This window comes from Catenulispora rubra, from assembly GCF_015356825.1.
Lineage (GTDB): Bacteria > Actinomycetota > Actinomycetes > Streptomycetales > Catenulisporaceae > Catenulispora > Catenulispora rubra.
Map to the genome: position 1 here is coordinate 18,801 of NZ_JAACYW010000051.1, position 14,276 is coordinate 33,076.

6 protein-coding genes are annotated in these 14,276 nt (G+C 70.1%); 4 read left to right on the plus strand and 2 right to left on the minus strand.

What is annotated here, in order from left to right:
- Window positions 1-58 precede the first annotated feature (58 nt).
- Together GWK61_RS16905 and GWK61_RS16910 are read left to right on the plus strand one after the other, a co-directional pair.
- Window positions 59-3,082: a helix-turn-helix transcriptional regulator gene (locus tag GWK61_RS16905; RefSeq protein ID WP_194909338.1), complete on the plus strand. Its 3,024-nt coding sequence runs from the start codon at window positions 59-61 to the stop codon at window positions 3,080-3,082.
- 133 nt (window positions 3,083-3,215) lie between these two features.
- On the plus strand, window positions 3,216-6,734 hold the full coding sequence (locus GWK61_RS16910; protein ID WP_228562444.1) for a phosphodiester glycosidase family protein: 3,519 nt from the start codon (window positions 3,216-3,218) through the stop codon (window positions 6,732-6,734).
- Between the two features lie 30 nt (window positions 6,735-6,764).
- Here GWK61_RS16910 and GWK61_RS16915 read toward each other — a convergent pair whose 3' ends face one another.
- A complete protein-coding gene (locus tag GWK61_RS16915; RefSeq protein WP_194909340.1) occupies window positions 6,765-8,240 on the minus strand; it encodes a condensation domain-containing protein in 1,476 nt (491 codons plus the stop codon).
- A gap of 233 nt (window positions 8,241-8,473) precedes the next feature.
- Here GWK61_RS16915 and GWK61_RS16920 point away from each other — a divergent pair, with 233 nt between their 5' ends.
- The gene (locus tag GWK61_RS16920; protein ID WP_194909341.1) at window positions 8,474-9,193 is read left to right on the plus strand and encodes a GOLPH3/VPS74 family protein; all 720 of its coding nucleotides are present in this window, start codon (window positions 8,474-8,476) and stop codon (window positions 9,191-9,193) included.
- A gap of 86 nt (window positions 9,194-9,279) precedes the next feature.
- Here the strand turns inward: GWK61_RS16920 and GWK61_RS16925 are convergent, their stop codons facing one another.
- Window positions 9,280-12,540, minus strand: a complete 3,261-nt coding sequence (locus GWK61_RS16925) for a SpoIIE family protein phosphatase (RefSeq protein ID WP_228562445.1) — start codon at window positions 12,538-12,540, stop codon at window positions 9,280-9,282.
- Between the two features lie 155 nt (window positions 12,541-12,695).
- Between GWK61_RS16925 and GWK61_RS59555 the strand changes: the two genes are divergently transcribed.
- Window positions 12,696-14,267: a GGDEF domain-containing protein gene (locus tag GWK61_RS59555; protein ID WP_194909342.1), complete on the plus strand. Its 1,572-nt coding sequence runs from the start codon at window positions 12,696-12,698 to the stop codon at window positions 14,265-14,267.
- Window positions 14,268-14,276 lie beyond the last annotated feature (9 nt).

Genomic DNA, 14,276 nt, shown 5'->3' on the forward strand with positions numbered 1-14,276 from the left:
CGCATTATTCTGGGCTTTCGGCCGGTTCTCAGGGGTCTTCAATAGGAAGGGTCGCGATATGTCCCGACCTCACGATCGCGACCTCGGCTCCCCGCATCCCGTCATCGGCCGCGACGACGAGATGCGGGCCGTCGGCGCCGCCTTCGACGCCCTGATCGCCGGCACCGGCGGCTTCCTTCAGGTGGTCGGCGAACCGGGGATCGGCAAGACCTACCTGCTGGCCGCGGTCCGGGAGACGGCGCTGGCCAAAGGGATCCAGGTGCTGTCGGGGCGGGCCACCGAGTTCGAGCAGGACATGCCCTTCCAGATCCTGCTGGACGCGCTGAGCGAACATGAGGACCTCGCGCGGCTGCTGGCCGGACTGCCGGCCGCGGCCGCCGAGGTGCTGGCCCCGGACCGGCCGTCCGGAGCCCGGTCGGCGCCGGACATCGACCGCTTCCGGCTGTTCCAGGCGCTGCGCCAGGTGCTGACGGCGATGGTGGACCGGCCGATCCTGGTGCTGCTGGACGACGTGCACTGGGCCGATCCGGGTTCGATCGACTTCATCGACTTCCTCAGCCGCCGGCCGATCGTCGGACCGGTGCTGATGGTCGTGGCGCACCGCGAGCGCCAGGCGCCGGCACAGCTTCGCTATGCGCTGGCCCGCGACACCGACCACGGCACCGTCACCCGGGTCGAGCTGGGACCGCTGTCCCTGGCCGATTCGGCGCGGCTTCTGGGCCACCGGCACGGGACCGCCCGGATCGCCGAACTACACGAGAAGAGCCACGGCAATCCCCTGTATCTGGTGACCCTGGACCGCAGCGGCGGCTACGCGACGCGGCCCGGGAACACGTCGCAGCGCGACAAGGGCGACGCCTCCAGCCGCCTGGAAGCGCTCATCCTCGGTGAGACCGTGACGCTGTCCACGGCGGAGCTGGCGGTCGCCTCCACGGCCGCCGTCGTCGGCGATCCCTTCTCCCCCGAACTGCTCACGGCGGTCATGGCCAGCCCGACGATGAGTCCGGCTCTGGCCGAGGTGGAACAGGCCGTGAACAGCCTCGTCGGCAGGGACCTGATCCGGGAGGTGCCCTCCGGCCCCGGGCTCGTCTTCCGGCATCCGCTGGTCCGCCGCGTGATCTACGACCAGTCGGCGCCGACGTGGCGCGTCGAGATCCATCGCAGGGTCCTGTCGCTGCTCACCGAGCGCGGGGCGTCGGCGTCCGAGCGGGTCCGGCACGTCGAGCACTGCGCCACGGCGTGGTCGGCGGAGTATGAGGCGATCCTGTGTCAGGCCGGCCAGGAGTCGATGAGCACGTCACCACTGACCGCAGCGCACTGGTTCGGCGTGGCGCTGGGCCTGCTCCCGCACACCGACGAGTTCGCCCGACGTCGCTTCGAACTCAGTTTCCTGGTCGCGCGGGCCCTCGGCTTGGGCGGCCGGTTCGCCGAGAGCCGGGACCTGCTGCACGAAATCCTGCACGACGCGTCCGAGGCGAGCATGGTCGACCGCTCCGAGGCCGTGGTACTGTGCGCGCACGCCGAGCAGCGCCTGGGCCGCTACCCCGAGGCGATCGCGCTGCTGCGCGCCGAGGTGGCCCGGCTGGGCGCCAAGACCGGCTCGCAGCGGATCGGCCTGTGTCTGGAACTGGGGCTGACGGCCTTGCTCGCCAACGACTATCCGGCGGCGCGGGCCGACATCTCCTGGGCCTTGAGCGCCGCGAAGGAGACCGGCGACCGACTCTACGAGGCGACCGCACTGGCGTTCAGTGCTTTCGGCGAGATCTGTGTCGGGCACACAGACATCGCACGCCGCGCCGCGGACGCGGCGAGCGCGCTGGTGGACGGCATGCCGGACAGCACGCTGGCCGGCGAGCGTGAGACGTTGTGCATGCTCGGGTGGGCCGAGATGCTGCTGGAGCGGTTCTCCGACGCCGACCGGCACCTGGCGCGCGGCCGGGCAATCGTCCGGCGGACCGGGCAGAGCCACGGCCTGCCGCACGTACTGCTCGGGCAGTGCCTGGTGGCGATGTTCACCGGACGCATGGCCGAGGCGCTGGAGCAGGCCGAGCACGCCGAGGACGCCGCGCGCCTGGTCGGCAGCGACCATCTGCTGGGCATCGTGCTCGCGATCAAGGCGCCGATCCAGGTGTGGACGTCACCGCTGGGCCGGGGCGACGCCGCGCTGGCCGGCGCCCGGGCCGCGACGGCCTTGTTCACCGGGAGCGCGGTGAACAGTTGGTGGGCTCGCAATGCACTGATGTTGCGGGGACACGCCGAGCTCACCAACGGCGACGCGGCGACCTGCGTCGAGCTCGTGTTGCGCGCCGGCGGGCCGGATCTGCGCATGCTAGGTGCTCCGCTGGTTCCGGAGTACACCGAGATCCTGATCAGTGCTCTGATCCGGCTCGGGCAGACCGACCGCGCCGAGGAGCTGGCCCGGATGGCAATCGTGCAGGCCGAACAGCTCGATCTGCCGGGCCAGCGCGGGCACGCGGTCCGGGCGCGCGGCCTGCTGTCGGCGCTGCGGGGCGATCACGAGTCGGCGGACGTCGACTTCGCGCGGGCCGCCGCCGCGTTCGGCCAGGCCGGTCGCGCCGTGGAGCAGGCGCGGACCGCGGTGTTCCACGCTCGGACGCTGGTCGTGTTGGGGCGGCGGGAGGAGGCGCTGGCCGCGTTGGCGCGATCGACGGCGCAGGCGGCCGGGTGCGGCGCGGTGTGGGTGCGGGATGAGCTGCGCAGGGTGCGTGAGCACGTCAGCGGTGGTGCGCCTGCGCCTGCGTCGATGGGGGCGGAGCACATTGCCGGAGCGACGCCGGCGGTGAACGGGAATCATGCTCGGGATGTCGCGAACGGTCAGGCCGCTCCATCGGTTTCGAGCGTAGGGCCGCTTGCGAGCGCCACGGTGCTGGCCGCGCTGACCGACCGTGAACGTCAGGTCGCGCTGCTCGTCGGCGCCGGGCACAGCAACCGTCAGATCGCGACGCGGCTGCACTTGAGCGAACGCACGGTCGAGAGCCACATGGGGAACGTGTACCGCAAGCTGGGCGTCGCCTCGCGGGTCTCGCTCGCGCGCCTGGTGGCGCCCGAGATCGAAGAGTAACCACATTATGTGGTTTTCTGTGCGCCGACCTACAGCGTTCTGACTTGTTTCCCGTTTGTGTCGCGACTTGCCATGGCAAGGACACTCATTGCGAGGAGTCTTGCGGGATGGTCCGTGCCGAGGGAGTGGAATGATGTTGCACAGGAACAGACGACTCGCGGCTTCGGCCGCCCTCGTCGTCGCGCTCGCGTGTGGGGCGCTGACCGGAACCGGCGGTGCGAGCGCCCAGAGCACGACGAACCCGAACCCGAACCCCGCCGCTGACGCCGCCGCGAACAACGACGCCGGCAACCGGCCGTGGCTGCCGCCGACCCCGAATCAGTGGCCGCTGGTCGTCAACGCCTCGCACACCGCGGAGCAGGAGATCACGCGCGGTATCGACTACCACACCGACACCTACCAGACGGTCGGCGGCGTGCAGCACTCGACGGAGCTCAACGTCGATCTGACCGACCCGAACGTCCGGCTCGGCGTCGTGGAGTCGCACAACGAGCTCGGCGACCCCGTCAACGAGATCCCCTCGTCGATGGCGAACCGGACCGGCGCGGTCGCCGGGATCAACGGGGACTTCTTCGACATCTATGGCTCGGGTCGGCCGCACGGCATGGTCGTCGTCGACGGCCGGCTGGTGAAGAGCCCGAACCCGGGGTGGAACCAGAACCTCGTGGTGCGCGCCGACGGCTCGATCGGCATCGGCGCCGAGGCGTATTCGGGCACTGCCACGGACGGCGCCGCGAGCCACCCGGTCAGCTCGGTCAACTTCGTGGACGACCTGTCCGCCAACGGCCTGGTACGGATCACGCCGGACCTCGGGGACAGCGGGAAGATCCCGGCGTCGGTCGTGGTGTCCGGGCACCGCGATCCGGCCGCAGCCGGGGTCCTGGTCGTCGACAAGGTGACGCCGGGCGTCACGGACCTGGCGCCGCTGCCCGCCGGGACGGAGGACCTGGCCGGATCGGGCACCTCGGGCCAGTGGCTCACGGCGACCGCGCACGTGGGCGACCGAATGGCGATCGCGGAGTCGATCAGCCCGGACAACAACGTGCGGCAGGCGCTGTCCGGCGGGGCCGTGCTCGTGCAGAACGGGACGATGGCCGTGCCGCTCCAGGGCGGCGGCGAGAACAACGTCAACGACCCGGTCACGGGCCTGGGCGTGACGCAGGACGGCAAGCACGCGATCGTCGCGGTGTTCGACGGCCACCAGCCGGAGGACGCGGCCGAGGGCCTGACCCGGCCGCAGCTGGCCGGGTGGATGATGGCGCACGGCGCTTACAACGCGATGCTGTTCGACTCCGGCGGCTCCAGCGAGATGGTCGCGCGGCAGCCGGGGCAGCAGCAGGTCGGCGTGAGCAACACGCCGTCGGACGGGCACGAGCGGCCGGTGGCCAACGGCCTGTTCTTCTACAGCACCGAGGCGCACCCCGGGCCTGCGGTGAAGGCCGTCGCCAACGCCGGCGCGCCGCTGGCCGTGCTGACGAACAGCACGGTGCCGGTGGCGGCGTACGCGGTCGACAAGCTGGGGAATCCGGCTAGCGATCCGGTGAGCCTGTCGGTGCGGCCGGCTTCTCGGGCGAGTATCAGTACTGGAACAAGCGGTGCTTCGCTGACGGCGTCCGGCAAGCCAGGCACCGGCGATCTGGTCGTGAAGGCCGGTCGGGCTCACGACTCGGTGCCGCTGCGGGTGACCGACCGGCTGAGTTCGTTGTCGGTCAGTCCGGCCACGGTCGATCTGAACAACGGCGGGACGCAGCAGCTGACGATCAGCGCGACGACGCGGGACAAGCAGCCGGTGTCGCTGCTGCCGGCGTCGGTGACGTGGTCTGCGTCGCCTTCGGACTTGGGGAGCGTCGATCCCAGGTCCGGGGTGTTCACGGCGGCTACTACCGGCGAAGGGTTGGTGACGGTCACGGCGAGTGCGGCCGGGGCGAGTGCGACGGTGTCGATCGCGGTGGGTCAGCGTTCTGAGATCGTCGATTCGATGACCGATGTGGGGAATTGGGCTGTGCGGGCGCATGGTGGCGCGACGGGGAGTCTGTCGCTGTCGACGACGACCAAGCGGCTGCCGAGCGACGCCGGGTCGATGGACGTGAAGTACAACATTCCGGCGGGGAACGGCGTCAAGCAGGTCGTGTTCTTCCCGAACGGGGACGAGTCGTTCCCGCCGCCTGGGGAGACGCAGCTGCCGGACCGGGTCGGGGTGTGGATCAAGGGCACCGGGACCGGTGGGTCGGGGTCGCCGCTGGGGTTGGGGAACTTGACGTTGGCCGAGGCTTATACCGAGGTGAACGGGCAGTACGTCGACTTCTATCCGTCGACGGTGACGTACGACGGCTGGCAGCTGATCGTGGCGAACCTGCCGGCGGGGCTTCAGTTCCCGATGACCGTGAACTTCCTGGACTTCCTGGTGATCAGCCCGACGCAGCAGCTGTCCGGGGACTTGTATGTCAGTGATCTGCAGGCGTTGTACTCGCCGCGGCCGTTGGTGACGCCGCCGTATGTGGCGATTCCGCACAATCCTTCGTGGTTGCAGTACACCGAGGACCCGGCGAAGTTCCGGGCCGGGGGCACCACGCTGGCGGCGCTGGACGACGCGCACACGCATGCCGACGACCCGAACTCGACTGGGAGTGTGGTGCTCAAGCAGGACGCGGCGCAGATCAAGGCTCTGCCGGCGAGTCAGACCGGGGCGTTGTCGTTGCAGACGATGGGCGACATGAGCGATTCCGGGACGATGGCGAACCTGACGTATATGAAGTCGCTGCTGGACGGGACTGGGCTGGCGTACCACGAGGGGGTCGGCAATCACGAGATCACGCAGGGTGCTGATCCGGAGAACAAGAACTGGACCAGTTTGTTCGGGGCGACGCACTACAGCTATACGCAGGGTGCTGCGAATGTCGTGGTGACGGACAGTTCGCATATCGGGATCCTGCCTTCGGATCCATACCAGGTGCCGGCGAGTGATCCGAAGGGTATCGCGTCGCAGTACCAGTGGCTGGCCGACCAGCTGACAGCGAACCGGTCGCCGGTGGTGTTCGTGGTGAGCCATGTGCCGGCGTATGACCCGCATCCGCAGCAGGACAGTCAGTTCGCGGATCGGTGGGAGGCGCAGATGTACGAGACGTTGGTGGAGAAGTATCAGGACTCGCATCCGCGGACGCATGTGGTGATGTTGTTCGGGCACGCTCGCGGGTGGGCTGAGAACCTGTTGGATCCGACGGGGCACAATGCGGCGGATGGGTTGCCGAACTTCGTGGTGGCGGATGCTGGGGTTGAGGCTTATGCGCCGGCGGATAAGGGCGGGTTTTATAACTACGGGCTGTTCCATGTGCTGCCGAATGGGGATGTGCAGTTCGCTGCGGTTCCTACGTTGGCGAGCATTGCGGTGACGAGTACCGCAGCGTCGTTGCACGTCGGGCAGACGACACAGCTGTCGGCGACGGGAACCTCGCCGACCGGTGACGATTTGCCGGCGCTGAGCGTGCCGATCGTGGATCCGGCGTCGCATGTGTGGCGGAGTTCGGATCCGCGGGTGGCCAGCGTGGATGCGGTTACTGGTCTGGTGCACGCGAAGTGCCCGGGAACGGCGACGATTTCGGTCACGTCGGGCGGGGTCACCGGGTCGGTGGCGGTGACCGTCAGTAAGTCCTGACGTTCCAGCGGTCCTCGCGGCACCTGCGATTCATGGTGTCGCGAGGACCAGCAGAGACTCCATGTCCAGCATGAGTGCCTGAACTTCGGCCACGGACACGTGGTGAGTATCGACCTGGACCTCCAGCTCCACCGTATCCGGGGACGTCCCCACTTGGATCATCAGCTTGTCGAGGTACGTAGTGAACGGCTCGGCCCAACGCAGGGTGCTTTCGCCCTGCGCGGCTTCGAGCTCGGGCCGGGAAACCGGTGGTCCGAGTGGCTCGGTGGCGATGCCGAGGCGGCGGTCGTTGAACAGGCAGGAGAGTTCGATCGTCTCGCCACGCTCTTCGTTGATCCGGGCACGTAGCTCTTCGAGCTGCGTCGGGTCGTAGTAGGCGTACTTCGAGCAGAGGGCCATGGCGCGCTGCGTGCGGTTGACTATCTCCTCGAAGGGGGCTTCTTGGTCTGTGGCCGTGTCTGCGCCTGCGATGTCGACTGTGAGCAGGCCGTTCACTGACAGGGGATGCGAGACGTCGGCGAGGCCGGGGCGGAAGCGGTTGCTGACGACCACCTGGATGAGTGCGGGGCCGATGCCGGTGAGGCGTACGACGGCCGTCGCGTAGGCGGCCAGCAGCGCTGTGGACGCTGGGACGCCGAGGCGGGCCGCGACCGCCTTCGACGCCAGGTGCAGCGCGCGGGATGTGAAGTAGGCGCGGCGGTAGCGTGGCTCGCCGCGGTCGACGTGCGGGCCGAAGCGGAGCGGCGCGGCGGTGCGGAGTAGGCGCTCCCAGTGGCGTAGTGAGGCCTCGCTCTGGCGTCGGCCGGATGCTGTGCGTTGGAGTGCGGCCAGCTCGAGTGGGCCGATCGCTGGATCGGGGTTCTTCGGCTCGCCGGTAAGGGGGTCGCGGGTGCCGAGTTCTTCGAGCATGGCGGCGATTCCGCCTGCGTCGGTGGCTACGTGCGAGATTGTCACGACCACGTGGGTGACCGCGCCGTGCGCTCGTACGGCGGCCATCCGGATCGGCCACTCCCGCGTGTGGTCGAAGGGGGTCGCCTCCCACTGGTCGGCGAGGGCTTGGGCGACGAGGGCGGCCTGGGCGGCTTGCGCGGCTTGGGCTGGCTGGGCTGGGTCGGCGTCGGCGTCGACGTCGGCGGAGACTTCGGCGGGGACTTCGGCGGGGACTTCGGCGGGGATGTCGAGGATGCCGAGCGTCGCCTCGCCGAAGGCCGCCACGACTTGGCTCAAGGTGCCGTCGGGGCCCGAGCGGATCAGGGCGCGCATTGAGGCGTAACGGGACATGAAGAACGCGAGCTCGGAAGCGAGGTCCTGGACGGTCCGGCCATCGGTCACAGGCACCGCGCCACCCATGCTCAGCGAGGACTCGGCCTGCCGCATCAGCGCCCAGACCTTGCGCTGCCCCCAGGTCAGCTCACCGACACCGGCGCCGGGCCCCTCGAAGGGCACCACGATCCCGTCCGTCATCCGCGCGCCGCCGAGGACCGTCTGCGGTACCGGTAGAGCCATAGCCCAGCCCCTTTGAAACGCCTGCCACACAGCGGTGTCAGACTCGCTCTCCCCGCGCTCGGGACCATCGTGTGCCAGGTGAGTTACCAACGCAAGACTCTGAGAAATTGCGGTAAGAACACGATTGGATCGCGCAAAGGTTGGTAGGTCGGCGCTCGTGCGTCGACGGACTACGGCTGCGACGAGGAGTCATCTCCATTGACGTGGAGGATTGCGTCCCGAAGGCTGGCTCTGTGACTATCGGATTGGACCTGACTCTGATCACGATCGATCCGGTCAGCGGGCGGGCGCGGTTCGGCCCGGCTGTCGCGTATGCATTGGCGGTCGGGGAGCTTTTGGATCTGGCGCTGCTCGGACGCGTAGAGCTGCGCGACGACCACCTGATCGTGCAGTACAAAGGGCCGGTCGGCGAGCCCCTTCTGGAGCAGGCTTTGATTCGACTGGCGGAAGCGCAAAGCGCGCCGCCGACCGTATCGCAGTGGGTTGCCGAACGCGGACCTTGGCGCATCGACGCATATATCGCCGGGCTGGAGGAGGCAGGAGCGCTCCGTCTGGTCCCGACCGGTTCGCGCGCCGGCGGGAAGCGGATCGAGGTCCTGGATACGCTGCGTATCCATGGAGCGGTCGAAAGGCTGAGCAATGCGATCGCGGGAGGGGATTCGTTGCCCTATGAGGAGCAAGCGTTCGCCGCTCTCACCGCAGCGGCCGGGTGTGCGCGAGACCACCTCAGAGGCTGGGATCACCGCGCAGATCGGAAGCAACTGCGCGACTTAAGCAGGTCCGCGTGTCGGAACAATGACGGCGACGCAGTGGCTCGCACGATTCTGCGCCAGGGAATCCAGACGCTGCGAACACTTGCCAAGCACGCCGGGGCCTCGTCGCGCACCATTGACCAGCAGATCGGTCTCACGCAGACAGGTTGGTGGGCATCCGGCGACAATCTTCCGCCCTGATGCCTTCAGCCTGCCATGTGCGGGCGTACCACGGGTGGCTCCAGGCGCTTGGCGCGGCAGCGTATGCAACAACAGCGCGTCAGCCGTCACTCGTCGGGCTGTCCGCCGCCGTTGCCGTTGCCGCCGCCTTTCCCGTTCCCGTTCCCACCGTTCCACCCAGCCGGCAGCTCCAGCTCGAACCAAACGACCTTCCCGTGCCGCGTCGTCCGGCTCCCCCACCTGTGCGACAGCTCGTCGACCAGTCGGATGCCGCGGCCGCTCTCCTCGTAGTCCGTGAACTTGCGCAGGGCGGGCGCGCGGGGATCCGAGTCGGCGACTTCGATCGTCAGCATCCGGTCGCAGAACAGGCGGAGCTGCCTGGGGCGGTCGGTGTGCGTCAGGGCGTTCGTCACCAGTTCGCTGACCAGGAGTTCGGCCAGGTCGGTGAGGCTGGCCAGGTTCCAGGCGCGGAGGCGTTCGCGGGTGAAGAGGCGGGCTTGGCCGGCCATGCGGCGGTCGCCGGAGAGGGCCAGGGTGGCTACGCGCTCGTTGGCGAGGGAGACTGTGCGGGCCATGATCAGGGCCACGTCGTCTTCGGCGCCGCCGGGGACTAGGGCGGCCAGGACTGCGTCGCAGGCTTCTTCCAGGGGGCGGCCGCGGGGGGCGAGGGTTTCTCGCAGGAGTTTGATTCCCTCGTCGAGGTCGCGGCCTCGGCGTTCGACCAGGCCGTCGGTGTAGAGGGCCAGGACGCTGTGCTCGGGGAGGACGAACTCCATGCTCTCGAATGGGACGCCGCCTACGCCCAGGGGTGGGCCCGGTTCGACCTCGAGGAGGGTCGTGGTGCCGTCGGGGGCCACGACGACTGGGGGTAGGTGGCCGGCTGAGGCGATCACGCCGGAGCGCTCCACCGGGTCGTAGACCGCGCAGACGCAGGTGGCGAACTGGTCGTCGCCGCTGCTCGCGGCGGTCGCGTCGAGGCGCGTCAGCACCTGCTCGGGCTCCATGTCCAGGGTGGCCAGGGTGCGGGCGACCGTGCGCAGCTGCCCCATCGTGGCCGCGGCGCGGATGCCGTGCCCCATCACGTCGCCGACCAGGAGCGCCACCCGGCCGCTGGACAGGGGCACGACGTCGAACCAGTCGCCGCCGACCTCGCTGACCCGGCTGCTCGGCAGGTAGCGGTGCGCGATCTCCATGCCGATGGTGTGCGTGACGTTCTGCGGCAGCAGGCTGCGTTGCAGCGTCAGCGCCGTGGCACGCTCCCTGCGGTACAGGCGCGCGTTGTCCATGCACAGCGCCGCGCGCGCCGCCAGCTCCTCGGCCAGGGCGACGTCAGCGCGGCCGAACGGCTCGCGGTCCTGCATGCGGATGAACTCCGCGCCGCCGAGGACCACGCCGCGGGCCAGCAGCGGCACCATCAGGTAGGAGTGGATGCCGGCAGCCAGGCCGCCGGCCACGCGCTCCGGGGAGGAGGCGATCGCGGCGAGGGATTCCTCGTCGACGATCGGGATCACCATGGGCCGTCCGCTTCGCAGGCTTCGTGCGTAGCCCTTGGTTGCGTCGCGGGTGGAGGTCTTGCCGACCGCGTCGGCGAGCGAGGTCAAGCCCGAGGGGAAGGACTCAGCGACGGCGACGGCTTGCAGGACCACCGGCTCACCGGGCACCGGCGAGGCCGGCTCGTCGCCGCGCATCACCGAGGCGAGCAGGTCGACGGTCGCGAAGTCCGAGAAGCGCGGCAGCACCACCTCGATGAGCTCTTCGGCCGTGCGTTGCAGGTCGAGCGTCGTCCCGATGCGAACGCTGGCGTCGTTGAGCAGGGCCAGGCGCCCCTGCGCGGCGTTCGCCTGGCGCAGCGTCTCCTGCCGGGCCAGTGCGGTCTCGCGTTCGCGCTGGAACAGCAGGGCGTTGTCGAAGGCGGTGGCCGCGCGGGCGATGAGCTCTTCGCCGAGGGTGATGTCCTGGTCGTCGAACGGCTCGCGCTCCTTGCGGCGCGCGTAGGACACGAAGCCGAGTACCGCGCCGCGCGCCACCAGCGGCGCGACGCGCACGATCTGGGCCCGACGGGCGTAGAAGTCGCTCACCCGGCCGGTCGGGTTGGCGATGATCGACGGCATCTCGGTCGGGTCGACGATGACGGTCTCGTGCAGCCGCAGGGCCTCGGCGTACGGGGAACCCGACTCCAGGCGTTGCAGCTGGCCGATCGGGACGTCGTCGTAGGGGAAATCACCGCTGACCGCGTCGAAGGCGACGCGGCGCACCACGAACGACTCCGGGTCGGCCTGCGCCTCGGCGTAGCTGCTGCCGTACGCGGGCCCGGGCCCTGCGGCGGCCCCGCTCCCGTTGCCATTACCGTTGCCACTACCGTTCCCACTGCCGTGTCCCGAACCGTGCCCGCGTCCGTGCCGGGACCGCTGCTCCAGGACGTGGACCCCGCACACGTCGGCGATTTCCGGAACCATGGCCTTGACCAGCTCCGCGGCCGCCTGCCGGACGTCCAGGGTGGCGCCGATGGCCGCGCTGGCCTCGGCCAGCAGGGCCAGCCCGCGCCGGGCCCGCGCGGCCTCCTCCTCGGCCTCGTGACGCTCCGTGACGTCGATGACGGTCGAGCTGACGCCGAACACCCGCCCGGACGGGTCCTGGAGCGGGGAGTACCAGGCCGACCAGGTGTGGTGGTGCGCGGCCTCGCCGTGTTCGACGTCGCCGTCGGCGCGGCCGGCCCAGCGGGCGTCGGAGATCGGCCGGCCGGTGCTGAGCACCTGCCGGATCTGGGCCTCGATCCGTAAGCCCTCGTCCCCGGGCAGCACGTCCCGGACCCGGCGCCCGAGGTGTTCGGCGACCGAGATCCCGTGCGCCGCCGCCAGGGCCGCGTTGACCTGCACGAAGCGGGTGTCGGTGTCGTAGACGGCCATCCCGACCGGCGACTGGCTGAAGAAGCTGTCCAGCACGGCCAGATCGGCCTCGACCCCGCGGACGGCGCCGACGTCCACGGCCGTGGCCAGCACCATCGGCGGCCGGGTTCCGGAGTCGATCAGATAGGTGTGGATCTCCAGGTCCACCACGCGGCCGTCGCCGCGCCGGACCGGGAAGACGCCGGCCCAGTCCTCGCCCTGCAGGATCTGGCCGTAGATCGTCAGGATGTCGTCGCGCCGCTGCTCAGAGCCCAGCAGATCGAGGGCGAGGCTGCCTTCGGCCTGCTCGGCGGAGTAGCCGAGCATCGCCTCGGCGGCGGCACTCCAGTGGACTATTCGGCCGTCGGCTTCCAGCAGCGCGGTGGCCACGCCCACGACGGGATGGCGCCGGGGCTGGGGTCCCCCCGCGCTCCGGCTGTTCTCCGCGGTGTCCGCGTCTGCTCCGGGCGTGTCATCGGCCATGGACGGTCAGGCCGCCCCCAGCGCGTCACGCCGACGCAACGGGATGATGCGCGTGGCGTTCACGTCTATAGCCTCCCCCATATGGCAAGCACGACGCGAGTCGGGTCCCGATTCATGGCGTGGCGCCGGTCGGGAGCCGGGTCGATGATGGAACTGTGCCGGATCCGACCGAGCTGTCAGCGTCGTCCGAGCCGGACGCGCCCGACGAGCCGGACGAGCCGGACGAGCCCGGCCATCCGAACCAGCCCGGCCATCCGGACGACCCGAGGCTGGCGGTGGCCCGCCTGAACTGGGCCAACCGGCAGGCCGAGGCCGTCACGGAGGCCGACCGGCTGCTGGCCGGGCTGACCGCGCCGCAGGAGGTGCTGGCCGTGCAGCTGGCGAAGGTGTCGGCGCTGCTGAACATGGACCGGCTCCGGGACTGCCCGCCGATCATCGACGCGGCCTGGGCGATCATCCAGGAGCACGGCGCCCGGCCGGCCGACGTCGGCGAGTTCCACGCGCTCGCGGCCTTCTTCGCCTACCGCAAGGGGTCGCTGGAACGGTGCGTCACCGACCTGGTGCGCGGGGCGCAGGCGCTGGAGGCGACGACGAACGACCAGCGCGCGGTCCGGCCCTGGATCTCGATGGCCGTCACCTACTCGCTGGTCGGCTTCCACCGGCACGCGGTCGCCACGCAGCGGCACGCCGAGGACATCGCCCGCTTCGGCAGCGCCGAGGACCGGCGGCTGACGGCGCACCCGGAGATCCGCGTCCGGCAGGCGGTGTTCCTGGACCAGCGCGGCGAGACCGGCTCGGCCAAGGCGGTGCTCGGCGACCTCGTCGACCGGCTGCGGGCCGAGGACCTGATCGCGATGGAGATTCCGTATCTCGGCTACGCGATGGCGCGCTACGCGGCGCTCGGCGGTTCCTACGAAGGAGACGCGAGACTGTTGCTGCGCCTGGAGAACGCGGAGTTCCCGGAGAGCGTCGAGCTGGCCCGGCTCGGGGAGGCCGCGATGCTGATCGCGGAGGGCGACTCGAAGAAGGCGCTGGAGCTGCTCGGCGACGCCCGGACCTCGCAGACCCGGCTGGGCCGCGCCGAGGTCCCGCGACTCAGGGCCCTGGCACACATCGCCGCCGGCGACCACGCGGCAGCCCACGCCGCCGACCGGGAGGTGACGTACCTGTTGGCGCGCGCCAGCGACCAGGTCTACGACCTGTTCGTCGACGGCATCACCGCGCGACTGGACTTCGACGAGCTGCGCCGCAACATCGGCCGGTACGCCGACGAGGCGCAGACCGATCCGCTGACGGGACTGCCGAACCGGCGGCATCTGGAGCGGTACGTCGGGGAGCTGACCGGCCGCGGCAGGGGCGGGGTGCTGGGCGTCGCGGACTTGGACGGTTTCAAGGAGGTGAACACGGTTCACGGGCATCTCGTCGGGGACGAGGTGCTGCAACAGGTGGCGGCGGTGCTGTCGCGGACGCTGCGCGGGGATGACTTCCTGGCCCGCTACGGCGGCGACGAGTTCGTGATCGTGCTGCCCGGCGCGGCGCTGGCCGAGTCGCAGGAGGTGGTCACGCGGCTCACCGCGGCGGTCGCCGCGCACGACTGGAGCGGCCTGGCGCCGGGCACGCCGGTGTCGGTGACGATGGGGGTCACGGCGCTCGCGGGGCGGGGGCTCGCGGAGGCGTTCCGGGAGGCGGACTTGTTGATGCTGGAAGCGAAGAATCAGCCGGCGTGATGGTGAATT